The organism is Veillonella parvula (assembly GCF_024461875.1).
Lineage (GTDB): Bacteria > Bacillota > Negativicutes > Veillonellales > Veillonellaceae > Veillonella > Veillonella parvula_I.
The window spans coordinates 147,229-173,239 of record NZ_JANGAL010000001.1 but is presented as its reverse complement, the minus strand read 5'-3'; the positions used below and the strand labels follow the sequence as shown (position 1 = coordinate 173,239).

Sequence of the window (26,011 nt, the reverse complement as noted above, 5' to 3'; positions counted from 1 at the left end):
CCTTCTTTGTCATCTAAATTATAATTAGTAATTAATCTCTAAAGGCGTATAACGGCCTTCTTCATTTTCTACCATAATTGCTTTACGGTGAACTTCGTAGCTAGTTGTAATAGGCCAATTATATTGGTCCTTACCTAGATTCCACACTTCGCTAGGTTTAATAGTACCTTGCGGATAAATGCCGATACCCATTGTAAGGGTCACCATACCGTCCTTAACGGAGGCTACGATGGGTTCTTTTACAAACTCTTTTACATCAATGGTACGAGTTTTCTTAGGTGTTACCTTTTCATAAGAAATTTCCGTTGCTTCATTAAAAGGTTTGAGTAACGCATCCCAATCAGCATTTTCATCTGTCACAGGACCTGTTACCTCATAGATAGCAAAATTACAGATGGCCATCATCTTTTTCACCTTTTCAGGCATTTCTTTACCGTCTAGTACTTCAAGTCCTGGAGGTGCTACGCGATTTAAACGGTCCATAATGGACTCTAAACTATCCTCTTCAAGCACATCCATATCGATATATTCAGCCGCTGCCGTTACGCCTAAAGCAAGAGCAGAGGAAAAGCTAATTTTCATATGAGGGTTAAAGCCTTCAGAATATGCCATTTTAATTTCTGCTCGACGTATCATCCGCTCTACAGCTTGAGCATAATCAAGGTGTGACAGGAATCGTAATTCTTCGCCCTTATTTAAGGCCAAACGTAACTTTTTCAACTCTGCCACCCTCCTTATAGTCAATAATAGCTGTATTGAGCTCTGGACATACATTACAGCCCTTGCATGGAGCTCGACGACAATCGCCTGTAAGGTTAGCTGCCACCGCTTGTTCCCACTCGCGTTTTAAGAAAGCTTTACTTACAGTGCAATCTAAATGATCCCAAGGCAATGGCTCATCGAAATCTCGTGTACGACGTGCAAAATACGCAGGATCCAATCCGCAGTCAGCGAATGCTTTCAACCAAGCTTCATAGTTAAAGAACTCAGTCCAACCATCAAATTTACAACCAGCCTTCCAAGCCTCTACGAGAACTTTAGATAGTCTACGATCTCCACGAGCAAAAGCGGCTTCCATGTAGCCAGTATAACCATCATGATAGTGATAAGAAATGTTACGATTATTGATGAGAGACTTCAAGTAACGTTGTTTACGATGAATCTCCTCCACATCTTCTTGACCATACCATTGATATGGAGAATGTGTTTTTGGTACGAAGAAGGATACGCTCACCGTTACAGAACCATTACGTTTGCCTGTAATATCACGGTGCAAGTCAAGCACCTTGTACGCAAGATCTGCAATACCAGCCAAATCTTCGTCTGTTTCTGTAGGAAGCCCCATCATAAAATACAATTTAACCGTGTTCCATCCTGATTTGAAGGCATTAGTACATGCGGCCAACAAATCTTCTTCACTAACGCCCTTATTGATAACGTCACGCATCCGTTGCGTACCTGCTTCAGGCGCAAAGGTAAGACCACTCTTGCGCACTTGCTGTACCTTTTTCGCAATATCGATAGAGAAGCTATCAATACGCAATGACGGTAAGCTAACGCTAACTTGTTTATCTTTAAACTCTTCCATGAGCATATCTACGAGTTCAGGCAATTTAGAGTAGTCCGCAGAGCTCAAACTCATCAAGGAAATCTCGTTGTAACCAGTATTGGCAATTGTATCTTTAGCAATTTGTAACAAACGTTCTGGCGTCTTTTCACGAACCGGACGATAGAGCATACCAGCCTGACAGAAACGACAGCCACGCGTACAGCCACGGAATAACTCCAATACAGCGCGGTCATGCACTATATCAAGGAACGGTACAACAGGCTTTGTTGGATAGAATACATTCTCTACATCCTCTATAATACGTTTCTCAACAGCTGCAGGTACGTCTTCGAAACGCGGCGTAATCGATTTAAAATCGCCTTGTTCGGTGTATTCTACATCGTATAAAGCCGGGCAATATGTGCCAGGAATTTGGGCTACTTTACGCAAAAAGCCTTCTTTGCCACCTGGGAAGCCTTTGGCTTTTTCTGCTTTAAATAAGTCGATGAATTCATCGCCCCACTCTTCGGATTCACCGAGGGATACGATATCAAAGAAATCTGCAATAGGCTCAACGTTATACGCACAAGGGCCACCGCATACAAGCAGTGGAAAATCTAAATCACGCTCCTTAGCATACATAGGAATGCCTGCTAAATCGAGCATATTTAAAATGTTAGTAAAGCTCATTTCATATTGAAGCGTAAATGCTAACACATCAAAGTCTTTAATAGGCGTACGTGTTTCTAAGGAAAATAATGGAATATTACGCTTGCGCATTTCCTCTTCCATATCGTGCCACGGTGCAAATACGCGCTCGGCTACCGCATCTTCACGACGGTTTACGAGACCATACAAAATCTTGATGCCCAAATGACTCATGGCCACTTCGTACACATCGGGAAAACCTAAAGCCATAGTTACATCAACAGTACTGTGATCTTTCACGATACTATTGTATTCGCCGCCCGTGTAACGAGCGGGCTTTTGGACATGTTGTAACCATGACGTATCTAATTGAATCATACATCCTCCGTCTTTAATGAAAGACTTCTTTCACAATCAATCCTATGAAAGGATATTAAAATATATATTTTGTCCGCTGTCTAGCAATATTTAATAAAATGCCAATGCTCAGCATATTAGTTGTTAGCGCACTAACACCATAGCTAAGGAATGGCAACGGAATCCCCGTTACAGGCATGATACCAATCGTCATGCCTACGTTTACGAGCACTTCAAAGGCAAACATCGTACCAATACCCGTTGCTAATAACATACCGAAATTATCATTGCAGGTATATGCTACTTGAATGCTGCGATAAATAAGCATAAACAATAATAGCAATACTACAATGCATCCTACAAAGCCAAATTCTTCGCCGATTACAGAAAAGATAAAGTCCGTATGATTTTCTGGTAAAAAGTTCAACTGACTTTGAGTACCATTAAAGATACCTTTACCAAAAATCATACCCGACCCGATGGCAATCTTAGATTGAATAATATGATAGCCAGAACCGAAGGGATCAATATCTGGATTTAAAAATACTAGAATACGTTGCTTTTGGTATTCTTTCAGTACAAACCAGCCCAAAGGCATCAAGAGTAAAGTCACGCTCGCAATGATTTTTATAAGCTTAGTTTTGATACCAGATATAAAGAGCATCCCTACAAATATAGCAATATATACGAGGGATGTCCCCAAGTCAGGTTGTAAGAATACGAGAAGGATAGGAATCCCTACATATAACACTGGCATCAATAGGGATTTAAAAGTATCTAACTTGCCAATGCGCGGTTCTAACATTTTAGCCATACAGATAATCATCAATAGTTTAGAAAACTCTGAAGGCTGGATAGTAATTGGTCCCAGTTGAATCCAACGCTGTGCACCTAGTGCGGAGGTACCAACTACCATAACTGCAATTAACATAAGCATGGTAATCACATAAATCATATTCCCCCACCCTTTAAGGCGATGGTAATCTAGAAATTGCATGCCTATAACGACAGCTATATTTGCTAAAAAGAATACGAGTTGTTTTACCACTAAACTACCAAAACCGATAGCTTCATGATTCACATGGGTAGCACTACCAATAGCTGTAAGACCAATTCCGACAAGTAATATAGTACATATGATGATAGTCCAATCGCTATCTGTCCATATTTTACGCCACATCATATCACCTATTTCAACTTGCTACGGCGCCACAAGCTTTGTTTCCCTTGCACCAATAAGCGTTGCGTGGTCCAACCGCCACGATTAATGTAATGAACATTGTTAGAATCCTCAAAAATAGACTCACCTACTGTTGCAAGACTTGGTGTAATATCTTGCTCCTTCGATGTTTTTTTCTTAGTTACATAAGCATCGAAGTGCTTTTGTACATCGTAGTCTTCCCAACACTCACCGGTAGTTACATAATCAACAAGAGGTGCTAACATAGCTTTTAGTTCACTAGAAACAAATTCTAACAAACGACCATCTTGTGTATAGGTCAAAATATCCTCATCATAAGGGATTATAGCCCCTACATATTCAGCGCGAAGGACTTCTAACATATCATATAAATTGATATTCTCTCCATCGATAGGTACTGCATTAAAAGCAATAGCATAATCACGAATATTATGTTCTTGACATACTTGAATCATGCGTGCCCCATTACGCAAGGATACCCATAAAGGATGCGTCACCACGATGCAGCGATTTACTAATTCTAAAATAGACTCTATGCCCTTACCGATACCAGCAGGAGCATCAATTAAAATATAGTCATATGTCTCAGAGAGGCGACGGACTAATTTTTTATATTTTTTACGACCTATATCTTCCCAACGAGCACTTTGGCTAGCTGGTAGGAAATCTAAGTTTTCAGCAATTGATACGATGGCATCATCCATATAGTCTTTATCTTCGCTCGCATCTAATGCGTCGTAAATAATTTCATTTGCCACTCCTAACACAAGGTCTAAATCGCGCAATCCAAAATCTCCATCACAGAGCAATACGCGATGCCCTGCATTACTTAAGGCTGAACCCAAGCAAGCGGTAATCGTAGTCTTACCTACGCCCCCCTTACCGGATACAACGCCGATTATCTCGCCCATACTAATCCTTTCTTGGTTGTCCACTAGTTACCGCATTCTGAGGTTTTTGCCCTTTATTAATACTTGTCCCCGTAGCAGTTTCCTTATTGCCCTTACTATTTGTATCATTAGATTTCTTATTCACTGGTACATTGAAGTACGCAGCCAATATATCTCTTACGATAGGCCCTGCAGAGCCCGCACCAAAGCTACCTTGCTCAACAAGTGCAACCACTACAATTTGTGGCTTATCATATGGTGCATAGGCTACAAACCAGCCGTGATCTCTGCCATGTGCATTCTCTGAAGTACCTGTTTTACCAGCTACATCAATAGGGAATCCTTTAAACAACTCCCCTGCTGTACCACCTTCATTAGTAACGTCACGCAAGCCTTCGCGAACGAGATCCATAATATTTTTTGGTACAGGTAAGATACCGAGCTTGTCTGGGCCAAAGATTTCTTTTGGCGTGCCATCCTTATTATCAATACGGCTCACCACATATGGGCGGTATTTAATGCCACCATTTGCTACTTCACTGAGCATAACAGCCATTTGTAATGGTGTCACCAAAGTAAAAGACTGACCTATGGCCGCATCAAAGGTTTCACCTAAATACCAATCTTCATCATACACTTTGCGTTTATAAGCAGGACTTGCCATATTACCAGAGGCCTCACCAACAAGATTGATGCCTGTCTTTTCGCCAATACCAAAGTAGCCAGCATATTTTACAAGTCCTTCTATGCCAACGCGATTGCCCATTTCATAGAAGTAAACATTATCTGATTTTGCAAGAGCTTTATTAAAGTTAAGCCACCCTAATGCTTCACCTTCTGCATTTCGTTTATCGATAAGCCAATGTTTACCACTATCAAAAATCATTTCTTCAGGGGTAACCTTTTTAAGATCTAAAGCCGCCGTACCTGTAATAATCTTGAACGGAGAACCTGGTGGATATTCACCAGAAATAACCTTATTATCAAATGGATGATTCTTATCGTTATTCAATTGATTCCACTGTGCCGTTGTAATCCCTTTCGCAAACCAGTTAGGATTAAACTCAGGGGCGCTGACCATGGCCAAAATGGCACCCGTATTTGGATCCATTGCTACTACAGCAGCTCCTTGAGCTGGAATGCCTTGGGCACGCAACTGTTCTAATTGGTTCTTAACAGCTTCTTCAGCAGCCTTTTGTAGATTTGCATCTATTGTCAAATGGATATTAGATCCAGGCACTGTATGCTTTCTATCTACCTCCGCAACCGGTCGGCCTGTAGCATCAACCTCTACCTGTTTACCACCATCAGTACCACGCAAGATGGAATCATATAGTTTTTCAAGACCAGAACGGCCTAAAATAGTACCACCACTAATAAGGGTATTTGGATCTTGCTGTTTTAGCTCTTCTAATTCTTCTTCGCTCACTTCACCCACATAACCAAAGAGCTGAGAAGCCATCGTTTCATATGGATAATAGCGAAGTGGTTCTACATCTATGGTAACACCTGGTAATTCATGACGATGCTCTTCGATGCTTGTAACTACATCCATAGAAATATCATTAGCAATACGAATTGGCTCATAACCATATTTATGATCATTTACCTTTTTTGTAATATCTTCTGGTTTAATTTTCAGCAAAGTTGCCAACTTAGCAACTTCACCTTCGTCTAGAGCCTTCCCCGTAGGCAAAATGGAGATAGTGTATGCCGGTCTAGAACCTACTAAGATCTGACCATTTCGATCGTACATAATACCACGAGCAGCTGTCATGGATACCATGCGCAAACGGTTGCCTTCTGCCTTAGCTTGGTAATAACCACCAGACAAGATTTGCAACGACATCAGGCGTAATGCCAAGACTATAAATATGCCGGCTACAATGTAAAAGAGTACATCAAAGCGATTCGTTTTTCTTCGTTTATAGAGGCCTTCAAGCACTCTTTCACCCCCTTAATCCTTACCAAATATAACCTTGTTGTTCATCATCTTTACGCCATAACAAACCATGCACAATAGCGCCTAACAAGCCATTCCAGAACATCACGGGTAATACCATATGCCACAAGTATAGTCCAAAGTGCAAATCGCCACCACTAGCTAATATCATAAAGCTACGAATAACGCCATCTAGTAGCGTACAAATAGCTACTATACCGCTAGACCAATACCAGCGTTCTTCATAGATACGATGCTTTACGGCAGATAGTAGATATACCACAATTACGTAAGGGAATAGATGGAGCCCAAAAAAGTTAGATATCAATACATCATGTACGATACCCCCAACAACAGCGGATATCAGCCCCATACGACGACCTTTAAATAAAGTAATCATAACAATTATCGTCAAAATTAAGTTTGGTAACCAATTTGTATGGAAAATAGTAGGCAATAATTGCGCTTGTATAAAATATATTAAAAATCCAGAGAAAGCTAAAGCTAGACGCATCATTGTTTAACGGCCCCCTTTGCACCCTCTACTTGATCTCGTTGTGTTTGAGGCACAAGTTTAGGTTCAAGTTCTGGTTTTTGTGGTGCACTTAGAGAAGACGAGGTAAGCACAAAAACTTCTTCTAAACGATGAAAATCTACACTCGGTGTGACTACCGCATTTTTAACAAATCCTTCCGAATCATTTTCGATAGATTGCACGTTGCCAACAGGTAGACCTTTCGGATAAATGCCTCCATATCCAGAGGTAATCAACTTATCACCTACCAATACATCACCATCGCGAGCAATATTTACCATAGATGGTGTACGAGGTGTATTGCCATTACCTTTTACAACGCCAGACAAACGAGATTCAGGTCGTTGTACAAGGATACCTATTGCGCTACGCGGATCAAGAATGGTTTGAACGCGAGCAGAATGCGGATATACATCTGTAATAAAACCAACGACACCACTAGGTACAACAACAGCCATATTAACTGCCATACCTTCTTCACTCCCTTTATCAATGGTGAAAGTATTTGTCCAAGTACCGTAATCCTTTGTAATGATACCTGCTAGGGTCATGGAGAATTCTGGATGGCTACTCTTATAGTTTAAAAGCTGACGAAGGCGAATATTCTCTGCCACTACTTCATCGTAGTTAACTACCTTTTGTTCCAATGTAGCTTTACGAGATGCTTCCTCTTCACGTTCGATAGTAGAGAAAATAGCATTATTAAGTACTGTAAAGCTAGTTTGGACGCCCTCTAATAAACGAGCTGACCCATAAGAGAAAGGCGTTGTAATTCCTTCAAGGGTAACCGTAACAAAGGGAATACTAGTCCGTTGCTTCCACGCAAAGCCGAGCAATGCCATTAGGATACAACCAATGACAACGATGATAATTAACTTTTTATCTGACTGTATCATGCTAGTCTCGGCCCTTTCTATTCTTAGAATTTACAATAAAACGCGATAAGCTCACCAAATCAGATGAGGCCCCATTAAGGCCTACCACAACTTTTGTTTCAGGTGCTTCAGGAACGTGAACAGGTACACCTACTTCAGTACCAATCCGATCCGCTAATCCAGATAGTCTTGCCGTACCGCCAGTAAGCCATATGCCATGTTGCATAATATCAGCCACGATTTCTGGTGCCGTAGCACGAATCATTTGCTTAACCTCATCCAAGAGTCCTATCAAACATTCATTTACAACTTGGTACACTTCAGATTGATGAATCACACAACGTCTACCTAAGCCGTTCATCATATCGCGCCCCTGAAAGGCATACTCTGCATCCTCTAAAGGAGCGATAGCTGTACCTAATGTATGCTTAATATCTAATATGGTCTCATCAGATACGATAACGCCAAAACACTCACGCACATAGCGCAATAAGGCATTATTAATATCAGAACCACCAAAACGAATTGTTTTGCTATCTACGATACCACCTAAAGAAACAATCCCCATATCAATAGTGCCACCACCGATGTCAATAACCATAGATCCTTGCGCTTCAAAGATAGGCACACCACAACCAATAGCAGCTGCCACAGGTCGTTCAATGAGGAATACCTCTCGAGCACCAGCTTGAATAACAGCATCCATCATAGCTCGTTGCTCAACATCGGTCATGCCACAAGGAACCCCTACGACAACGCGGGCTCGACGCAACGCATTAGACACCTTATTAAGAAAGTAGCTAAGCATAGTATGCATAACACGATAGTCAACGATAAATCCATCCTTTAAAGGCGTTAACGGACGCCACATATCGGGCATGCGCAATACGAGGCGCGCCGCTTCATCACCAACGGCTACTACTTTTTCTTGTTTTGTATCAGTTGCTATAATCGATGGTTCGCTTATAACAGTCCCTCGCGTCCCCCCCATGAGGCGCGTTTGTATGGAACCAATATCTATACTTACATCTTTTCCTAGAGTAGGTAAAATGGAACTCATAGTAATTTCTCCTTCATTACATCATCATTCCATTTTACCATATATAACGCGACTTTTTCCATTGATATCAGTACCTTTCCTTTTGTTAAAAGCACAGATAACGCATAATCCCTGTACTCATAAGTCATACATAAAAATTACATAACTTCATACATATAATCTCATACACAATAAGGAAAAGCACTCATTTATAGGAACTTACCCATGCGTCAAAATTAGGTATAGTTCAAAATGAGTGCTTTTAATAATCTTACTTGGCTTTGTTCAGTTTATTTAGGCTCAGCTCAATTTACCAATTTCGCTGAGGCTCGTAAATTCATTATCCCCTATAACAATATGATCAAGTACAGGAATCCCCATAAATTGACCAGCACTAACAAACATTTTCGTTAGCCGTATATCTTCATCACTTGGTCTACTATCACCTGACGGGTGGTTATGGATTAGAATAATAGCCGCCGCATTGCATGCTATAGCTTTTTTAAATACTGCTCTTTGCTCTACAAGGCTTGATACCAATCCACCATTAGAGATATGCTCCAACTGAATAAGCTTATTTCGAGATGTTAGCATGGCAGCCCACACATGTTCCACATCTTCGTGCCGCAGTCGTTCCATCACATATTGAGCTATTACAAAAGGTTGCGAAAAATCTTCATAAGTCTCTTTAATCTTAAGCTCCCCTAGACGCCTACCCATTTCAAGTGCTGCACATAGCGTCACTGCTTTATCTCTACCAATACCCTTGATTTTGGTTAGATTATCTACGGTCATTCGGTTAAGACCATATACGCCATCATCAAAGGATTGTACGATATCACTTGCCAAAGAAATCGCAGATTGCCCCTTTACCCCTGTACGCAATAAAATAGCCAACAACTCCTCCATCGCCATATGTGAAGGGCCTAAGGCGAGAAATTTTTCTCGCGGGCGCTGGAATGGTAGCATATCTTTTACACTTACTGTTGGTACTTCCATAGAATCTCTCCATTCAAATAGATAACACCATTTGTAAATCAAACAATAAACACATCTACTCTCTTAAAAATTATTCAGCACAGCACAGCACAGCACAGCACAGCACAGCACAGCACAGCACAGCACAGCCAATTATATCACTATCTGTCTAATACGCTAGTACTATTTTGCCCCTAACGCCTTGCACAGTTCCTCGTATACATGTTCAACTGGTAACCCTACCACATTAGTATAAGAGCCCTCTATTTTATCTACCCATAATGCACCTTTTCCTTGGATGCCATAAGCTCCAGCCTTATCCATCGGTTCCCCACTAGCAATATAAGACTCAATTTCAAAGGGTGCTAATTGTTTAAAATATACTTTTGTTTCATTGTGAAAAACTATCTCCTCCCCTTTGATGAGTAACGCGACTCCAGTGATTACAGAATGTGCTCTACCCGATAAATGCTCCAACATATGGCGTGCATCGGATTCATCATGTGGCTTTCCTAATACTTTATTATCAAGGACAACAATAGTATCTGCGCCTAACACAATACTTCCGTCTGGAACACCTACAGCACAACGAGCCTTACCTAATGCTTGGGCTTTCACCATTTCAATAGGGTTGTCGTAACCCTCATTAGATTCCTCATAAGTACTGGATACAACAGTATGATCAATCCCAACCTGTGTTAATAATTCAGTTCTACGTGGTGATTGACTCGCCAAATATAATCCAGCCATATACGCTCCTTCGTATTAAAAAACTTGTACATAAAATTCTTGGTATAACTAAACTATCCTGCCTATCCCCCAGAACTTACCATCCCTTACATAGTTGTTCCTTTATCTTCTTTTGAAGAAATTAATCTTTCATAATATTCTTGTACATCTTCCCCATGTTTTACCGCATCAGCTCGCACCGCTGCATAAAATACAATATCCGCTTGAGGCACACGAATACGGCCAGGCACATGCTCTTCTAATATTTCAAAGAATCTATCGTCGGCTTTCAACAGCAAACGACCATTTTTAACTTTATTTCCATCTACAATAGAATACACAAGAGACCAAATCGGGCGCGGGTCAGAGGTAGAACATTTTCTATATTTATAGCGGTATTTAATATTTGTCAACAACTCACGTTCAAACTTGAACACCCCATCAATCATGTTATAATCTACTTCAAAATGACGATTTCTAAAGATAGAGTGCTCTTCAATCACAAGCTTTGTATCTGTCAAAATATATGTATATCTACTAACAGCCTGTTTAACCATAACAATGATGGCCATGATTTCAATAAAATACTCAGCTAATAAAACCGTATGTAATTGAATACTGCGATACGTTGTATAAGCTGCTGCACACAACAATAAAATCACAAAAAATACTACCAATAACTCTGCACTTCTGGTGCGCTGAGATTTTTCTTCATATAATACTGTCATGCTTTACCCCTTTTAAAGAAATCACTAATTAATAACTATACATCCTATTATAAGATATTCTATGCATAAAAACTACAAAAACCCCGTCCATATCCGAGATATAGACGGGGTTTTATGACTCTATTAGTCACTCAGTTCAGATGCGAACTATATTATTTTTTCAACGCTGCTGTAATACGTTGAGTATCACGAGCAATCATGATTTCTTCGTTTGTAGGAATTACAAAGATTTTAACCTTAGAGCCTTCAGCACTGATTTCTTGTTCTTTACCACGAACATTATTGCGTTCAGAATCAATACGAGTACCTAAATATTCCAAACCGTTACAGATTGCATCACGGTTACCAATACCGTTTTCACCAATACCAGCAGTAAAGATGATAGCATCTACACCGCCCATAACAGCAGCAAAGGCACCGATTACACGGCGAACTTTGTAATGGAACATATTCAATGCCAATTGTGCGCGTTTATTGCCGTTAGCAGCAGCTTCTTCAATCACACGGAAGTCATTGGATACACCAGAAATCCCTAATACACCGGATTCTTTATTCATAACTCTATCGATTTCTTCATAGGTCATACCTGTTTTTTCCATCAAGAATGGAACGATAGCAGGGTCAATATCACCTGTACGCGTACCCATGATCAAACCGGACAATGGAGTAAAGCCCATTGTAGTATCGATGGAGCGACCACCTTTAATAGCAGCCACAGAGGAACCATTACCCAAGTGGCATGTGATGATACGAAGATCAGTCATATGTTTACCCATTAATTCTGCACAACGTTGTGCTACATATTTATGGGACGTACCATGGAAGCCGTAACGACGAATACCATAATCTTCATAATAAGAGTAAGGAAGCGCATACATATATGCTTCTTTTGGCATAGTTTGATGGAATGCAGTATCAAATACAGCAACTTGAGGTACACTCGGCATAATAGCTTCACAAGCTTCAATACCTTGAATGTTTGGTGGGTTATGTAATGGTGCAAGAGAAGCACATTCTTCCAACGCTTCCATAACTGCTGGTGTAATCAATACGGAATCAGCAAATTTTTCACCGCCGTGTACTACACGGTGACCTACAGCATCAATTTCATCCATCGAAGAGATAACACCAAATTCAGCATCAACTAAAATATCTAGCAAAATACGAAGCGCTTCTTTATGGTTCAAAATTGGTTCAACGCGTTCTAATTTATCTGCATTAGGACGTTTGTGAGTGAAGATAGCATCTTGATCACCAATCTTTTCAAAAAGGCCTTTTGCCAATTCTGTTTCAGTTGTCATATCAAGTAATTGATATTTCAAAGAAGAACTACCGCAGTTAACTACTAATACGTTCATCGATTAACCCTCTTTCTGTTGTGTAACTTGAATCTTGTTTTGAATTTCTTTGCTGATATCAGCACCTACCTGATCCTTTTCAGGATATTGGTAGATTATATTCCACAATACGCCATGATCTAAGAATACGTATTGAGAAAAGCTAAATGTTTGCCCTTGTGTTGTATACGTCACATCAAGCTTCTTTGCAGATGTATCTTGTAAAGCTACAGATTCTTCCTTGATGGTTGCGCCCATCTTCGTGAATTCAGACTTGCTGCGATTTAAAAACTCATCAACCGTAGGCAATGGTTTATTGTCACCAGCACGCAATGCTTCAACTTCAATCACCATATGTTCTGTAACGGAACCATAAATATCAATTGGATACCCATCATCAGTCATATTTTTTGTACTTTTACCCATTTCATAAGGCAAGGCAATGGTAATTTCAGATTGACCAACACGGATAACTTGATGGCCAAAACTATATGTATCCATTACATTTGTAGAGCCACATCCCGCCATTGCTAGCAGCACAGCACCGAGCAGAGTCCCTTGTAATGTACGTTTCCAATTTTGTTTCATCATATACCTCACATCAATTCAGCATTTACAGTTAATTATAGCCTATAGTGTCAAGAAAATCTATACTAAACTTAATATTTACACATAACATCATTTCTATAAACAAGCCTTTTATATGGATATCATGAAATGTAGTTTACAGCATTTCTTCGCTTTGTTACACTAACAATAATGAAAGGAGTCACTATGAAAACAATCGGTATCATCTGTGAATATAATCCATTTCACAATGGACATGCGCATCAATTACATACCTTAGCACAAGAGCATCCTGAAGCGCTGCGCATTTGTATCATGAGTGGTTCCTTTGTACAACGAGGAGAACCTGCTATTTTTTCTAAATTTGACCGTGCTCGTTGGGCTATTCTCGGTGGTGCAGACATCGTTATCGAGCTACCTACACTCTATTCTTTGGGTAGTGCACAACTGTTTGGAACAGGCGCTATTCGCATGGTAAAAGCTTTACATATCGATGCACTCTCCTTTGGTTCTGAAACGGCTGATCTAGATACACTCGTTGATATAACTAAACGTATGGATTGTGAAAGTACTCAAATAGTATTACGGACCTATATTAACGAAGGCATGTCCTATGGCTCTGCCTTCCGTAAAGCCCTTAATACAGAGATGCTCAACACCCCTAATGCACTGTTAGGACTTGAATATATTCGGGCAGGACTTACCTATTATCCTTCCTTAAAATATATACCAATCTTACGCACATCAGATCATCACGACGCGAATATTACAAAAGATTTTCCTTCTGGTACAGCATTGCGTAAACTCATAACAGAAATGGCTACAGGTAGTAACAATTGTAATAAAAATAGTATCTACACTTTTACAGATATAGATACAACGACAAGTACAAATTCAAATTCAACTGCAACTGCAACTACATTAACAAAATTAAATGCACTAAATAGTAAAATAAAATTACAACTTCAGTCAATCGTTCCTAAAACTATTGCAGACGATATGACTAATATAATTTCTAATGGTGCTTATGTAAACTATAACCGCTACTATGATATGGTCCATACCTTAAGTCGTCGTACTTCAACTAAGGAGCTAGAAAGCTTTGGAGAGTTCAACGAAGGCATTGAACACTTATGGTCCAAAGCGGCCCAACAACCTACGTGGAACTTGGCTATGAAGCAAATAAAATCAAAGCGCTATACCTATGCCCGTTTACAACGAATGGGAGCCTATCTCACCTTAGGAATACAAAAAGATTTACTACAAAGTGCTATACAGGAAGCGCCACAATATGCTCGCTTGCTAGCCTTCAACGATAGAGGTCGTCAATGGCTTCGAAATGATTTTGAAATACCACTTATTCAAAAATGGGCCAAAGCACCTAATGAATTAAATACGTTGGGACAAACGATGCATCAAATCGATACATTAGCTACAGATATACAGGCCTTATGCTTACATAATGAAGTTAAACGAATAGGTCATATGGACTACACCTATACGCCACAATACATAAAATAAGCAGAACTACAATCTGGTAGAAACATTCTGCACATAAATATAAGAGTCAAATAATTTAATTTTATTAAGATAATCATCTTATTATATGATAATACTCAAAAAATAAGGGGTTACAATACAGATTATTCCTGTATTGTAACCCCTTCTTCACCATCCAGATCAGCGACGGCAACGCGTACACTTTCAAGATGTGATGTAGGAATATTTTTACCTACATAGTCCGCTCGTATAGGCAATTCACGATGACCACGATCGACGAGGACGGCCAATTGAATAGATCTTGGTCTGCCAGCCGTCATTAATGCATTTAAAGCAGCACGAATAGTACGGCCCGTATACAAAACATCATCTACAAGGATAATTGTCTTTTCCGTTGTATCAATCGTACACGGTTCCCCCTCTTTAGGACGAGCATCACGATCATCACGATACACTGCAACATTCAAAGACTCACAATCAATATGAATACCTTCTATACGCTCAATTTCCGCTTGTAAACGTTTTGCCAAAATGACACCACGCCGTTCAATACCTACAATTAACGCATTAGATAAACCTTTATTGCGTTCTAAAATTTCATGACTAATACGACGAATCGCACGCATTATAGCGTCTTGATCCATTAGTAAGCGTTTCTTTTCCATATATACGCCCTTACAGCATAGGATTGTTCTATGCCCCTATATCCAAATAAGTAGTAAAAATAAGTACTTAGACAATCAATGTAAACATTTAGACTATTTTCGTTTATCTTCACGGTAGGTCTTAGCAAATTCTAAGCACGCCTCAAAGTCAGCTGGTACCGGTGCTTCAAAGTGCATTTCTTCACCTGTAATAGGGTGTTTAACATCTAACGATTTAGAATGTAATGCTTGCCCTTCTATAGGAAAATCCATACGTCTATATCCATAAAATGGGTCATTAACAACAGGATGTCCAATATGAGCAAAGTGAACACGAATTTGATGGGTTCTGCCAGTCTCCAAATTACATTCAACCAATGTTTGATGACCATAACGCTCCAATACTTTAAAATGTGTTACTGCATCTTTACTGTTTTCAAAGACAACAGCCATTTTCATACGGTCCTTAGGATGGCGTCCAATAGGCGCCTTTATAGTCCCCTTTTCTTCTACAATATTGCCTTGTACTAGCGCCCAGTACGTACGTCTTGCAGAATGTACTTTTACTTGCTCTGCTAGACCAATGTGTGCTGCATCATTTTTTGCCACCATCATAACACCAGACGTATCTTTATCTAAGCGATGCACAATACCTGGCCTAATTTCACCATTAATACCTGATAGGTCCTTACAATGGAATAATAGAGCATTTACAAGGGTTCCAGAATAATTCCCTACTGCAGGATGTACCACCATGCCACGAGGTTTATTAACAATAACAATATCGTGATCTTCGTATAAATAATCTATAGGGATATCCTCAGGTTTAACCTCAATCGATTCGGGCTCTGGGATTTCTACATGAATGACAGTATCAGGTGTAAGCCGAAGATTAGCCTTTCCTACTTTATCACCTACTGTAACATGACCACCTTTAATTAAACTTTGAATATAGCTACGAGATCCTTCCATCTGTTCAGTTAAAAATACATCTAGTCTCATGCCTTCTTGCTCAGCACTTACAATATATTCATTCATCCTCTATTCCTCTTTGAGTCAAGTATAAGATATATATTTATTGACGAATCAAGTCAATGATCTATAAAGGACCCTAATAATGAAAGCTATTCATGGTCCTCTTTCAATGAAAACAAATAAAATACAACAAAAGCTACACCTATGCAAATACCAATATCTGCCACATTAAAAATAGGCCATACACGAAAATCAAAAAAATCCACGACCCCATGAATCATGTATCGGTCAATGCCATTACCAATTGCACCTGCGACTAATAAGGCGGATCCGATTTGCAAAGTCCAATGGCCCTTAGCTAATCGCTTCCAATAAAAAGCACAAACAGCTAATAGAACAAAAGCCACTAGTAAGAAAAACCATCGTTGATTCGCTAACATGCCAAAGGCTGCACCGCGATTAATAATATAGGTAAGATGAAATACATTAGGAATAACAGGTAAAGATTCACCTAACAAAAAATGATTCATTACATAATATTTAGTTAATTGGTCCAATAATAACCAAATGATAAGTACTGTATAAAACAAGATTAACTCCCTTACTATAATATAATTCTTAATAGTCCTATTATACTAAGTTACGCAAATTTAGGCAAAATAAAAAGCCCCTCAATGAGGGGCGTGTTTTATTTGTGATTACTCAGCGGAAATTACAGAAACTGGGCAAACGGATTCGCAAGAACCGCAATCGATGCAAGCATCGCCAATTTCGTATTTAGTTTCGCCTTCAGTAATGCAGGAAACTGGGCAAACAGATGCGCAAGAACCACATTTAATGCAACCATCAGCAATAACTCTCATAATTAGGACCTCCATCAAAATATAGATCAGAACTTTTTATTATCATTTAGAAAGGCACTTGCCTCAACTTATGTTCTCATTATCACACAGTTCAAATTGAAAGTCAAATGAAAATGATAAAAAATTATAGAATATTTTGCATAATAATTGTTCCTTTTTATCATAAAAAGCCTATATTCATATGCATTTTGATATTTCTTTTCATTTATGTAATTGAGTTTAATAATCAATAATTGAGAATGCACTAATTATCATTTCAATTAAAATACGTACTATTATACTAGGAATTCAATTATCAATATTTATTATCATAAAAACTATTTTTTTATTACAACAGATTTAACGCTTATCTATATTTTAATCTAACATATAAACTTCACTCTAAAAAAGGCCGAATCATACGATTCGACCTCATTTATATTTATAAAGTAAAGTAATATCTTTACTATTATTCACTATATAACAATAATACTATTTTTTTCTTATAGCACTTAGAAAGATGTTAAGAATGTTAGTGTACCTAAAATAACGCCTGCAAGGTTTGGTACGATTAAAATATAATCACGTTTAGGTGATTTTGTCCAACCATATAATACCCAGATCAAACAGGATACTGCTGCAAATAATGGTTGCCATGGTTGACTAGGTTGACCATGAAGATTAGCAATTATTTGTGGGATATAGGCTAAAAATACAAATACACCAATAAATGCACCAATAGAACCAACTAACATGTTAAATCTTTCTTTTGTCATAGATGACCTCCTTATTCAACATTACATTATTATATCTTACACAATATACTATATCATATTTTTTTCGATGTAGTCAATTGTGTAAAATTAATCATGCAAATTAGTTTAATTCATATTGCTTTTGATTACACTTATATGTAATCTATATTAAAATCATATAGACTAAAATCATAAAAAACGAGGCCGAATCTTACGATTCGACCTCGTGTGTGCTTGTATAGTAGAGTAACCTATTCCCTATTATTTACCAGGGAAGAATGGCCATACCATTGGAATGATAATTAAGCTTACTACGAAGCAAACTAAAATCAATGGAACGCCAGCTTTTACATAGTCAGTAAATTTGTATTGACCAGGACCAAGTACTAATGTATTTGGAGGTGTACCTACAGGTGTACCGAATGCGCAGGATGCGGCAACGCCGATAGCCATCAATACAGCATGAGGATCAGCACCCATACCTTGAGCAATGGAGATACCGATAGGAGCCAATAATGCACAAGATGCAGTATTAGACATAAATTGCGTCATAACACAAGACAAAATAAACAATACGCCTGTTGCAAAGTAAGGACTAGGATCGGAACCCATAACACCAATTACTGCATCAGCAATCATTTTACCTGCACCAGATTGATCAAGTGCAGTTGCCACTGGCATCATACCAGCAAACAAGAAAATTGTTACCCAGTCAATAGATGTGTAAGCTTGTTTTTCATTCAAACAACCAGTTAATACGCAAAGCATTGCACCAATAACAGCAACCATGCTCAACGGTAAGTTAATACCAAAGTGTTCTTTCAATGGTTCACCTAAAATCATGGCAAGGATTACACCTAAAAGAATAAGTCCGGAGAACAATTGTTTCTTAGGATCGTTAGAAATATCTTCAGCAGCTACTTCTTGTTCTACATCACCGGCATCAGTAATTTCATGTTTAGGTAATAAATGTTTACCAATGAGCATCATGAATACGATAGTAGCGATAGTCAAAGGAATGCCAATCCAAGCAAACTCAAAGAAACCAAATGGTTCAATACCAAATTTAGTCAATGTACCACTTACAATGATATTAGGTGGTGTACCAACCATTGTAATGATACCACCGATACCTGCAGCGAATGCTAAAGGCATCAATTGACGAGATGCAGGAATCTTAGCAACAGCACAGATACCAACAACTACAGGAAGTAAAGCAGCTGTTGTACCAGTGTTAGATAAAAATGCGGACATGGTAGCTGTTACAAGCATAATCGCAAGCATCAAGCCATTTTCGCTAGTCCCTGCATGAGATACTACGGTTTCCCCAATTTTTTGAGCCAAACCAGTATAGAATAATGCAGCACCAACAACGAACATGCCTGCAAACAACACAACTGTACTATCAGATAAACCAGAGAATACAACCTTAGGAGTAATAATACCCATAAGGCCTAATGTAATTGCGCCGCCTAAAGAAGTAATAGCTAGAGGAATAATTTCCGTAACGAATAAAACAGCCATGACTGCAAGGACGATTAAGGTTTGTTCTGCAGTACCCATACATCATCATCTCCCTTCAGAGAAATGCACTGACATAATTATAAGAGATATAAAATATAACCTACGATACCAATGGCAGAGGCCATTATAAAAGTAATCCCATATCCCTCTCTTGTTTTAGGATACCCAAATAATAAAGTTTCACCAAGAAAACCTCGGCGGTTAAACCAAGAATATTTAGTTCTCTGCTGAAACCATTTAGCTTTACCTTCAGCACCGATAATCAGTGCAGTAATAAAAAAAACAATAAATGCCCAAACAAAACAAATCAGTATTTTTAATTCAATTGATAACAAGTGACCACCTCTACTATATTTAAAGCACTAGAAGGTTATTCTGTGAAATCTTGCTAATCACCTAATGACCGATCTGAAAAGCATTTATTGCAAATATTCCCTTTTATGTATGATTACATAATGACCAAGGGCTTTTTGATTCACCAATAGGTGTACCTATTTAGGTACACCTGGGTGAATAATTATTAAATTATTAGTGGTTAGACAACATAGCAAGCATTGTACCTGCAGCTACTGCCGTACCAATAACGCCAGCTACGTTAGGTCCCATAGCATGCATGAGCAAGAAGTTAGCTGGGTTAGCTTTCGCACCTACTACTTGAGATACGCGAGCTGCCATTGGAACCGCAGATACACCGGCAGAACCAATAAGTGGATTTGTTTTACCACCATCTACTAAGCTCATCAATTTACCGAACAATACGCCACCAGCTGTACCGCAAATAAATGCGAATAAGCCTAAAAGAATAATTTTGATGGTTTCTAAGCTTAAGAAGTGTTCCGCACTCATTGTCAAGCCAGTACCAGTTGCTAAGAAAATTGTAACTGTATTGATCAATGCGTTTTGAGAAGTATCGGACAAACGATCAGTTACGCCAGATTCACGGAACAAGTTACCTAACATCAACATACCTAAAAGGGATGTAATGGAAGGAAGCAATAAGGAAATGAAGATCGTTGCAACGATTGGGAACACGATTTTTTCAAAACGTGTTACTTCGCGCAATTGTTCCATAACGATTTCACGTTCTTTTTGAGTAGTGAAGAGTTTCATTACAGGTGGTTGAATCAACGGTACCAAAGACATATAGGAATATGCGGCAACCGCGATAGCACCTAACAAATGAGGAGCTAGCTTAGTAGCTAAGTAAATGGATGTAGGACCATCAGCACCACCGATGATACCAATAGCAGCCGCTTCTTGAGCTGTAAAGCCAAGCATCATTGCGCCACCTAAGGCAGCAAATACACCAATTTGAGCTGCAGCCCCTAAAAGCAATGTTTTAGGATTGGCAATGAGTGGACCAAAGTCAGTCATTGCACCTACACCAAGGAAAATTAAAGGTGGGAAGATTTCTTGGGAGATACCTGCACTAATAAGCGCCATAACGCCTTCTTCGAAACCGTTACGAGGAATATTGGCAAGTAAACAACCAAACGCAATCGGACCCAACAATAATGGTTCGAACTCACGAGCAAATGCTAAATACAATAGGATCAAACCTACAAGAATCATAATAGCATTGCCTGTTGTAAATGCGAGGAACCCGCTATCGTTAATAACAGATTGTATCGCAACAGCAAAAGCCTCCATATGCGTTCCCCTTTCACAAATATAAAATTGTCAGATGACGTGGCGCAGCCACGTCATACAACACTTGGTATTAGCCAAGAACAACCATGTCATCGCCAGTGGATACAGTTTGGTTAGCAGATACGCGAACTTCGGAAACTACAGCATCATGAGGAGCTGCGATTTCATTTTGCATTTTCATAGCTTCAAGAATCAACAAAGTTTCGCCTTTTTTAACTGCTTGACCAGCAGATACTGCTACAGATAAGATTTTACCAGGCATTGGAGCTTTTACAGTTTCAGCACCTGCTGGAACTGGAGCTGCTGCTGCAGCAGGAGCTGGTGCAGGAGCTGCTTTAGGAGCTGGAGCTGCTGCTGGAGCTGCTTTAGGAGCTGCTGCAGGAGCCGCTGCTTTCACTTCATTAACTTCTACATCATATGCTGTACCATTTACTGTAACGTTGAATTTTTTCATCTTAAATTCCTCCAAAATGTGTAGTTCCTACACAAAACTTATAAATATTTTTACACATATAAATTGAGTAATCCCACGGATTATCAAAATAGCCAATTATCTTATCGATTACCACGCAAACGGCCTTCCATTTTCCAATTGTAGCTTACGATTGGACGGATATGCGCGATTTGATCAGCGGAATAACCCATTGCCGCTAATGCACCAACGATTACTGCTACTACATCTTGAGATGGAGCTTTACCGTTAGTTGTTGTAGCATTGCTCATTACAAATGCCTCCTAAAAATATTTTAACCTCTACCGCTTAAGCGACCTTCCAAGCGCCATTTAGCACTAGTTGCTGTAGGTCGAATAGATGCAATTTGTTCAGATGAGTACCCCATCGCCACAATGGCACCTACGATAGCTGCTACTACTTCATCCTCATTTTGAGCAGATGCATTTGCTGGAGCTACAGGAGTAGCTGTTGGAGTAGCAACAGGAGCAGTTGCTGCTGGTGCTTCTTTTTTCTTCCTAGTAGGATCGATTAAATGTACGATTTCCATAAGAATACCTAAAGCTATCAATACAGCAAATACAACTGTCATATTAATCGCCATGATTAACCAAGGATTGGTAGTAACTGCTTGTCCTTCCATAATCATTCCCCTTTCTAAAAAAGTAGTAAAGAAAGGTATCTCCCAAATTCGATGATATGTTTACCGAATCGAATTATAATGGAATATTACCATGTTTCTTTGGAGCACGGTTTTCGCGTTTACTTGCAAGCATTGCCAAAGCGTTGATAACTGCTGGACGAGTTTGTTTAGGTTCGATTACAACATCTACGAAGCCACGTTCTGCAGCTTTGTAAGGAGTCGCAAACTCTTCTACATATTTAGCTGTTTTAGCATCTTTATCTTCGTCTTTCTTGAAGATAATATTAGCTGCACCAGCAGGACCCATTACAGCGATTTCGGATGTAGGCCAAGCATATACTTGGTCTGCGCCTAAATCTTGGGAACACATAGCGAGGTAGGAACCGCCATATGCTTTACGAGTGATAACAGTAATTTTTGGTACTGTAGCTTCAGAGTAAGCATATAACATTTTAGCACCATGACGAATGATACCGCCCCATTCTTGATTTGTGCCAGGCAAGAAACCAGGAACGTCAACGAAGTTAACGATTGGAATATTGAAAGCATCACAGAAACGGATGAAACGGGAAGATTTGTCAGAAGCGTTAATGTCCAAGCAACCAGCCATTACTTTTGGTTGGTTAGCAATGATACCAACGGATTGACCATCAAAACGAGCGAAGCAAGTAATGATATTAGTAGCATAGAATGGTTGTACTTCATAGTATTCGCCATTATCTACAGTAGCTGCGATAACATCTTTCATGTCGTAAGGCATGTTACTGTTATCTGGCAACAAGCTATTCAAGCTTTCATCCTCACGAGTTGGATCGTCACCAGTATCTACCAATGGAGCATCTTCCATATTGTTGGATGGCAAGAAGCCTAATAAGTAACGAATTTGAGCGATACAATCATCTTCATTTTCAGCTGCAAAGTGAGCAACACCAGACACGGAGTTGTGAGCCATTGCACCACCAAGATCTTCAGCGGTTACTTCTTCACCAGTTACAGATTTGATTACTGCAGGACCAGTGATGAACATTTGAGAAGTATTTTTAACCATGTAGATGAAGTCAGTCAATGCTGGAGAATATACAGCACCGCCCGCACATGGGCCCATGATTACGGAAATTTGTGGAATAACACCAGATGCATTTGTATTTTCAAAGAAAATTTTACCGTAACCAGCAAGGGCATCTACTGCTTCTTGAATACGAGCACCGCCGGAATCGTTGATACCAACAATAGGAGCCCCCATTTTCATTGCTAAACGTTGTACTTTAACGATTTTAGCAGCATGCATTTCACCAAGAGAACCACCTTCTACAGTGAAATCTTGTGCGAATGCATATACTAAACGACCGTCGATAGTACCATAACCTGTTACTACACCTTCGCCTGGTAATTCTTTCTTTTCTTGACCGAAGTTAACACAACGATGTTTAACGAATTGATCAAGTTCAACGAAGGAATTATCATCGAACAATTTAGCCAAGCGTTCGCGAGCAGTCATTTTACCTTGAGCATGTTGTTTCTCAACGCGTTTTTCGCCGCCACCAGCTTTAACTTTAGCTAGTTTTTCGTGCAATAACTCGATTTTTTCCTGCACTGTTGCCATTATAGCACCTCCAAATAAAACTTGTTACAGTATCATTTTATTTCATAAATGAATAAAGTTCAAGAAGCATACATATTTAATATATAACGTAGAATTATATGTATATGTATATCTACAACTCATATATAATTATGTGAATTGGATACTGTATTATTTCATACGTTGACATAATTCAAGCAATACACCACCAGTTGCTTTTGGATGTAAGAAAGCAATTGAGGAACCGCCTGCACCATAACGAGGTTTTTCGTCAATCATACGAACGCCTTTAGCCATCAAATCAGCAATAGCATTTTCAATATTATCAACGCGCAATGCAACGTGTTGGATACCATCACGACCGCCATTTTTTTCGATAAATTTACCGATAGGGCCATCTGGAGTTGTAGTTTCTAAGAATTCAAGTTCAGCATCACCACAAGGGAAGAAGGATACTTTTACCTTTTGTTCTTCTACGATTTCGTCTTCAGGAAGATGTTCAATGCCTAATGCATTTTTATAAAATTCTTTAGTTGCTGCTAAATCATTAACACCAATACCGATGTGATCCACTTGTAATACTTTAAAAGCCATTTTGATTATCTCCTTTTCAAGGCTAAATCTCTAATGCTACGTAGTCGCCGTCTACTTTAGCACGCTTGTCATTACGCCATTAACAACTGTATATGGATCGCTTTCGCGTTCATTAACAGCTGCCACTTGGCTATTAAATTCGTCGCTTGTAACAATTTTATCAGCTACATAACGACCAATTTGTTCATTAATCATTGCGATGATTTCATCACGAGTACGTTCTGCCCGACGAGATTCCAATTCACCAGAATCTTCAAGATACTCAAAATGTTCATCTAAAGCGTCGATAAGCTCATCTACGCCTTGGTCTTTACTAGCAATTGTGCGCTTAATTGGTGGGCGCCATTTTACTTCACGAGAATCTAGGTCAAGCATCATTTCAATTTCTACATTCAAACGATCGCAACCATCTCGGTCAGCTTTGTTGATAGCAAATACATCGCCAATTTCAAGAATACCCGCCTTGATAGCTTGGATATCATCACCGAGACCAGGAACCAGTACAACCAATGTAGTATCAGCATTTTTTACAATATCTACTTCAGATTGACCTACGCCTACAGTTTCAATAATTACTAAATCCATGCCAAAGGCATCCATGAGTTTTACAACGTCTGCAGTCTTTTTAGATAATCCACCAAGACTACCACGCGTGCCCATGCTTCGAATGAATACATTTTCATTTAATGTTAAATCATTCATTCGAATACGGTCCCCCAAGATAGCACCTCCAGAGAATGGGCTAGTTGGGTCGATGGCAACGATGCCGATTTTTTTACCTTGATCTAAATAATGTTTAACTACCTTATCGGTCAAAGTACTTTTACCAGCACCAGGGGCCCCTGTAATACCGAGAATACGTGCGTTCCCCGTTTTAGGGTAAATTGCCTTCATAATATCGATGGCATTATCATACTCGTTTTCTACAGCTGTTATGGACCGTGCTAAGGCTAGTCTAGAACCTTCAAAAAGGCCTTTAACTAAATCCATTCGCCTCACCACCTATCTTCGAATATGGGAATAGAGGGGAGCCAACTATTCAAGTTGCACCCCTCTTTGCCCCAAGCAATTATTTTACGTTTTCTTTAATAAAGTTAACGATATCGCTAGTTGGTGTGCCAGGTGTGAATACTGCCGCTACGCCAGCTTTTTTCAAGCCAGGGATATCAGCGTCAGGAATAACGCCACCACCGATTACAAGAACATCCCCCATGCCTTTTTCTTTCAAAAGTTCAACAATTTTAGGGAACAATGTATTATGAGCACCAGAAAGAAGAGATAATGCAACTACATTAACGTCTTCAGAAAGCGCTGCTTCAACAATTTGTTCTGGTGTTTGACGAAGACCAGTATAGATTACTTCGAAACCAGCATCGCGAAGTGCGCGTGCTACTACTTTTGCACCACGGTCATGACCATCAAGACCTGGTTTTGCTACAATTACTCTAATACGTTTTTCTGCCATGATATATTACC

Annotated in this window: 29 protein-coding genes; 1 reads left to right on the top strand and 28 read right to left on the bottom strand. The window is 39.3% G+C overall.

The window, feature by feature from the left end; genetic code table 11:
- Nucleotides 1-24: 24 nt before the first annotated feature.
- The 13 genes from NE668_RS00790 to NE668_RS00730 form a co-directional block, all read right to left on the bottom strand.
- Nucleotides 25-720 carry a TIGR03936 family radical SAM-associated protein gene (locus NE668_RS00790; protein ID WP_120055423.1) on the bottom strand — a complete coding sequence of 232 codons (696 nt, stop codon included), beginning with the start codon at nucleotides 718-720 and terminating at the stop codon, nucleotides 25-27.
- Nucleotides 692-2,575, bottom strand: a complete 1,884-nt coding sequence (locus NE668_RS00785; protein WP_123137817.1) for a TIGR03960 family B12-binding radical SAM protein — start codon at nucleotides 2,573-2,575, stop codon at nucleotides 692-694. Before NE668_RS00785 ends, NE668_RS00790 begins: the two co-directional genes overlap by 29 nt.
- A gap of 55 nt (nucleotides 2,576-2,630) precedes the next feature.
- The gene (rodA, locus tag NE668_RS00780) at nucleotides 2,631-3,734 is read right to left on the bottom strand and encodes a rod shape-determining protein RodA (protein WP_004698715.1); all 1,104 of its coding nucleotides are present in this window, start codon (nucleotides 3,732-3,734) and stop codon (nucleotides 2,631-2,633) included.
- A gap of 8 nt (nucleotides 3,735-3,742) precedes the next feature.
- Nucleotides 3,743-4,666 (bottom strand): P-loop NTPase, encoded by a 924-nt coding sequence (locus tag NE668_RS00775; RefSeq protein WP_227037098.1) that lies wholly within the window; start codon nucleotides 4,664-4,666, stop codon nucleotides 3,743-3,745.
- Nucleotide 4,667: 1 nt separating this feature from the next.
- The gene (gene mrdA / locus NE668_RS00770; RefSeq protein WP_060919197.1) at nucleotides 4,668-6,590 is read right to left on the bottom strand and encodes a penicillin-binding protein 2; all 1,923 of its coding nucleotides are present in this window, start codon (nucleotides 6,588-6,590) and stop codon (nucleotides 4,668-4,670) included.
- Nucleotides 6,591-6,609: 19 nt separating this feature from the next.
- Entirely contained in the window at nucleotides 6,610-7,104 is a 495-nt protein-coding gene (gene mreD / locus NE668_RS00765; RefSeq protein ID WP_004696449.1) for a rod shape-determining protein MreD, read from the bottom strand.
- A complete protein-coding gene (gene mreC, locus NE668_RS00760; RefSeq protein WP_004698531.1) occupies nucleotides 7,101-8,018 on the bottom strand; it encodes a rod shape-determining protein MreC in 918 nt (305 codons plus the stop codon). The genes mreD and mreC overlap by 4 nt, the downstream gene beginning before the upstream one ends.
- A gap of 1 nt (nucleotide 8,019) precedes the next feature.
- Nucleotides 8,020-9,057 carry a rod shape-determining protein gene (locus NE668_RS00755; protein ID WP_004698656.1) on the bottom strand — a complete coding sequence of 346 codons (1,038 nt, stop codon included), beginning with the start codon at nucleotides 9,055-9,057 and terminating at the stop codon, nucleotides 8,020-8,022.
- Between the two features lie 279 nt (nucleotides 9,058-9,336).
- Nucleotides 9,337-10,035: a RadC family protein gene (radC, locus tag NE668_RS00750; protein WP_004696456.1), complete on the bottom strand. Its 699-nt coding sequence runs from the start codon at nucleotides 10,033-10,035 to the stop codon at nucleotides 9,337-9,339.
- Nucleotides 10,036-10,197: 162 nt separating this feature from the next.
- A complete protein-coding gene (locus NE668_RS00745; protein ID WP_004698546.1) occupies nucleotides 10,198-10,764 on the bottom strand; it encodes a Maf family protein in 567 nt (188 codons plus the stop codon).
- An 86-nt stretch (nucleotides 10,765-10,850) separates the two neighbouring features.
- Entirely contained in the window at nucleotides 10,851-11,471 is a 621-nt protein-coding gene (locus NE668_RS00740) for a hypothetical protein (RefSeq protein ID WP_105086664.1), read from the bottom strand.
- A gap of 152 nt (nucleotides 11,472-11,623) precedes the next feature.
- A complete protein-coding gene (locus tag NE668_RS00735) occupies nucleotides 11,624-12,829 on the bottom strand; it encodes an acetate/propionate family kinase (protein ID WP_004696461.1) in 1,206 nt (401 codons plus the stop codon).
- A 3-nt stretch (nucleotides 12,830-12,832) separates the two neighbouring features.
- Entirely contained in the window at nucleotides 12,833-13,396 is a 564-nt protein-coding gene (locus NE668_RS00730; RefSeq protein WP_227037099.1) for a hypothetical protein, read from the bottom strand.
- Between the two features lie 186 nt (nucleotides 13,397-13,582).
- Here NE668_RS00730 and NE668_RS00725 point away from each other — a divergent pair, with 186 nt between their 5' ends.
- A complete protein-coding gene (locus NE668_RS00725; RefSeq protein ID WP_077708579.1) occupies nucleotides 13,583-14,896 on the top strand; it encodes a tRNA(Met) cytidine acetate ligase in 1,314 nt (437 codons plus the stop codon).
- Nucleotides 14,897-15,018: 122 nt separating this feature from the next.
- Here the strand turns inward: NE668_RS00725 and pyrR are convergent, their stop codons facing one another.
- The 15 genes from pyrR to NE668_RS00650 all read right to left on the bottom strand — a co-directional run bounded on the left by pyrR (nucleotide 15,019) and on the right by NE668_RS00650 (nucleotide 26,000).
- A complete protein-coding gene (gene pyrR / locus NE668_RS00720; RefSeq protein ID WP_004696466.1) occupies nucleotides 15,019-15,540 on the bottom strand; it encodes a bifunctional pyr operon transcriptional regulator/uracil phosphoribosyltransferase PyrR in 522 nt (173 codons plus the stop codon).
- Between the two features lie 93 nt (nucleotides 15,541-15,633).
- On the bottom strand, nucleotides 15,634-16,557 hold the full coding sequence (locus NE668_RS00715) for an RluA family pseudouridine synthase (protein WP_038125489.1): 924 nt from the start codon (nucleotides 16,555-16,557) through the stop codon (nucleotides 15,634-15,636).
- An 86-nt stretch (nucleotides 16,558-16,643) separates the two neighbouring features.
- Complete coding sequence (gene lspA, locus NE668_RS00710) at nucleotides 16,644-17,087, bottom strand: signal peptidase II (RefSeq protein ID WP_287507655.1); 444 nt, start codon at nucleotides 17,085-17,087, stop codon at nucleotides 16,644-16,646.
- Between the two features lie 105 nt (nucleotides 17,088-17,192).
- Entirely contained in the window at nucleotides 17,193-17,357 is a 165-nt protein-coding gene (fdxA, locus tag NE668_RS00705) for a 4Fe-4S ferredoxin (protein WP_004696472.1), read from the bottom strand.
- Between the two features lie 491 nt (nucleotides 17,358-17,848).
- On the bottom strand, nucleotides 17,849-18,112 hold the full coding sequence (locus NE668_RS00700) for a SemiSWEET family transporter (protein ID WP_004696474.1): 264 nt from the start codon (nucleotides 18,110-18,112) through the stop codon (nucleotides 17,849-17,851).
- 240 nt (nucleotides 18,113-18,352) lie between these two features.
- Nucleotides 18,353-19,654: an SLC13 family permease gene (locus tag NE668_RS00695; protein WP_004696476.1), complete on the bottom strand. Its 1,302-nt coding sequence runs from the start codon at nucleotides 19,652-19,654 to the stop codon at nucleotides 18,353-18,355.
- Nucleotides 19,655-19,692: 38 nt separating this feature from the next.
- On the bottom strand, nucleotides 19,693-19,950 hold the full coding sequence (locus NE668_RS00690) for a hypothetical protein (protein ID WP_004696478.1): 258 nt from the start codon (nucleotides 19,948-19,950) through the stop codon (nucleotides 19,693-19,695).
- 193 nt (nucleotides 19,951-20,143) lie between these two features.
- The gene (gene mmdB, locus NE668_RS00685; protein ID WP_004696480.1) at nucleotides 20,144-21,265 is read right to left on the bottom strand and encodes a methylmalonyl-CoA decarboxylase subunit beta; all 1,122 of its coding nucleotides are present in this window, start codon (nucleotides 21,263-21,265) and stop codon (nucleotides 20,144-20,146) included.
- A gap of 70 nt (nucleotides 21,266-21,335) precedes the next feature.
- Nucleotides 21,336-21,719: a methylmalonyl-CoA decarboxylase subunit gamma gene (mmdC, locus tag NE668_RS00680; protein WP_008601436.1), complete on the bottom strand. Its 384-nt coding sequence runs from the start codon at nucleotides 21,717-21,719 to the stop codon at nucleotides 21,336-21,338.
- A 101-nt stretch (nucleotides 21,720-21,820) separates the two neighbouring features.
- The gene (gene mmdE / locus NE668_RS00675; protein WP_004696483.1) at nucleotides 21,821-21,988 is read right to left on the bottom strand and encodes a methylmalonyl-CoA decarboxylase subunit epsilon; all 168 of its coding nucleotides are present in this window, start codon (nucleotides 21,986-21,988) and stop codon (nucleotides 21,821-21,823) included.
- 23 nt (nucleotides 21,989-22,011) lie between these two features.
- Nucleotides 22,012-22,359, bottom strand: a complete 348-nt coding sequence (gene mmdD, locus NE668_RS00670) for a methylmalonyl-CoA decarboxylase subunit delta (RefSeq protein ID WP_008714293.1) — start codon at nucleotides 22,357-22,359, stop codon at nucleotides 22,012-22,014.
- A gap of 73 nt (nucleotides 22,360-22,432) precedes the next feature.
- Nucleotides 22,433-23,962, bottom strand: a complete 1,530-nt coding sequence (gene mmdA / locus NE668_RS00665) for a methylmalonyl-CoA decarboxylase subunit alpha (protein WP_004696486.1) — start codon at nucleotides 23,960-23,962, stop codon at nucleotides 22,433-22,435.
- Nucleotides 23,963-24,112: 150 nt separating this feature from the next.
- On the bottom strand, nucleotides 24,113-24,535 hold the full coding sequence (gene mce, locus NE668_RS00660; protein ID WP_004696488.1) for a methylmalonyl-CoA epimerase: 423 nt from the start codon (nucleotides 24,533-24,535) through the stop codon (nucleotides 24,113-24,115).
- 51 nt (nucleotides 24,536-24,586) lie between these two features.
- On the bottom strand, nucleotides 24,587-25,525 hold the full coding sequence (gene meaB / locus NE668_RS00655) for a methylmalonyl Co-A mutase-associated GTPase MeaB (RefSeq protein ID WP_004696489.1): 939 nt from the start codon (nucleotides 25,523-25,525) through the stop codon (nucleotides 24,587-24,589).
- A 79-nt stretch (nucleotides 25,526-25,604) separates the two neighbouring features.
- Complete coding sequence (locus NE668_RS00650) at nucleotides 25,605-26,000, bottom strand: cobalamin B12-binding domain-containing protein (protein WP_004696492.1); 396 nt, start codon at nucleotides 25,998-26,000, stop codon at nucleotides 25,605-25,607.
- Nucleotides 26,001-26,011 lie beyond the last annotated feature (11 nt).

What these genes read in the sequence shown, in the direction of transcription:
- meaB (WP_004696489.1), bottom strand. Translation starts at nt 25,525, where the DNA reads ATGGATTTAGTTAAAGGCCTTTTTGAAGGTTCTAGACTAGCCTTAGCA.
- rodA (WP_004698715.1), bottom strand. Translation starts at nt 3,734, where the DNA reads ATGTGGCGTAAAATATGGACAGATAGCGATTGGACTATCATCATATGT.
- NE668_RS00650 (WP_004696492.1), bottom strand. Translation starts at nt 26,000, where the DNA reads ATGGCAGAAAAACGTATTAGAGTAATTGTAGCAAAACCAGGTCTTGAT.
- pyrR (WP_004696466.1), bottom strand. Translation starts at nt 15,540, where the DNA reads ATGGAAAAGAAACGCTTACTAATGGATCAAGACGCTATAATGCGTGCG.
- NE668_RS00785 (WP_123137817.1), bottom strand. Translation starts at nt 2,575, where the DNA reads ATGATTCAATTAGATACGTCATGGTTACAACATGTCCAAAAGCCCGCT.
- radC (WP_004696456.1), bottom strand. Translation starts at nt 10,035, where the DNA reads ATGGAAGTACCAACAGTAAGTGTAAAAGATATGCTACCATTCCAGCGC.
- mmdC (WP_008601436.1), bottom strand. Translation starts at nt 21,719, where the DNA reads ATGAAAAAATTCAACGTTACAGTAAATGGTACAGCATATGATGTAGAA.
- NE668_RS00725 (WP_077708579.1), top strand. Translation starts at nt 13,583, where the DNA reads ATGAAAACAATCGGTATCATCTGTGAATATAATCCATTTCACAATGGA.
- NE668_RS00740 (WP_105086664.1), bottom strand. Translation starts at nt 11,471, where the DNA reads ATGACAGTATTATATGAAGAAAAATCTCAGCGCACCAGAAGTGCAGAG.
- NE668_RS00755 (WP_004698656.1), bottom strand. Translation starts at nt 9,057, where the DNA reads ATGAGTTCCATTTTACCTACTCTAGGAAAAGATGTAAGTATAGATATT.
- NE668_RS00735 (WP_004696461.1), bottom strand. Translation starts at nt 12,829, where the DNA reads ATGAACGTATTAGTAGTTAACTGCGGTAGTTCTTCTTTGAAATATCAA.
- mreC (WP_004698531.1), bottom strand. Translation starts at nt 8,018, where the DNA reads ATGATACAGTCAGATAAAAAGTTAATTATCATCGTTGTCATTGGTTGT.
- mmdA (WP_004696486.1), bottom strand. Translation starts at nt 23,962, where the DNA reads ATGGCAACAGTGCAGGAAAAAATCGAGTTATTGCACGAAAAACTAGCT.
- NE668_RS00745 (WP_004698546.1), bottom strand. Translation starts at nt 10,764, where the DNA reads ATGGCTGGATTATATTTGGCGAGTCAATCACCACGTAGAACTGAATTA.
- NE668_RS00715 (WP_038125489.1), bottom strand. Translation starts at nt 16,557, where the DNA reads ATGAATGAATATATTGTAAGTGCTGAGCAAGAAGGCATGAGACTAGAT.
- mmdE (WP_004696483.1), bottom strand. Translation starts at nt 21,988, where the DNA reads ATGAGCAATGCTACAACAACTAACGGTAAAGCTCCATCTCAAGATGTA.
- NE668_RS00700 (WP_004696474.1), bottom strand. Translation starts at nt 18,112, where the DNA reads ATGACAAAAGAAAGATTTAACATGTTAGTTGGTTCTATTGGTGCATTT.
- mmdD (WP_008714293.1), bottom strand. Translation starts at nt 22,359, where the DNA reads ATGGAAGGACAAGCAGTTACTACCAATCCTTGGTTAATCATGGCGATT.
- fdxA (WP_004696472.1), bottom strand. Translation starts at nt 17,357, where the DNA reads ATGAGAGTTATTGCTGATGGTTGCATTAAATGTGGTTCTTGCGCATCT.
- mce (WP_004696488.1), bottom strand. Translation starts at nt 24,535, where the DNA reads ATGGCTTTTAAAGTATTACAAGTGGATCACATCGGTATTGGTGTTAAT.
- NE668_RS00730 (WP_227037099.1), bottom strand. Translation starts at nt 13,396, where the DNA reads ATGAAACAAAATTGGAAACGTACATTACAAGGGACTCTGCTCGGTGCT.
- NE668_RS00775 (WP_227037098.1), bottom strand. Translation starts at nt 4,666, where the DNA reads ATGGGCGAGATAATCGGCGTTGTATCCGGTAAGGGGGGCGTAGGTAAG.
- mreD (WP_004696449.1), bottom strand. Translation starts at nt 7,104, where the DNA reads ATGATGCGTCTAGCTTTAGCTTTCTCTGGATTTTTAATATATTTTATA.
- mmdB (WP_004696480.1), bottom strand. Translation starts at nt 21,265, where the DNA reads ATGGAGGCTTTTGCTGTTGCGATACAATCTGTTATTAACGATAGCGGG.
- NE668_RS00695 (WP_004696476.1), bottom strand. Translation starts at nt 19,654, where the DNA reads ATGGGTACTGCAGAACAAACCTTAATCGTCCTTGCAGTCATGGCTGTT.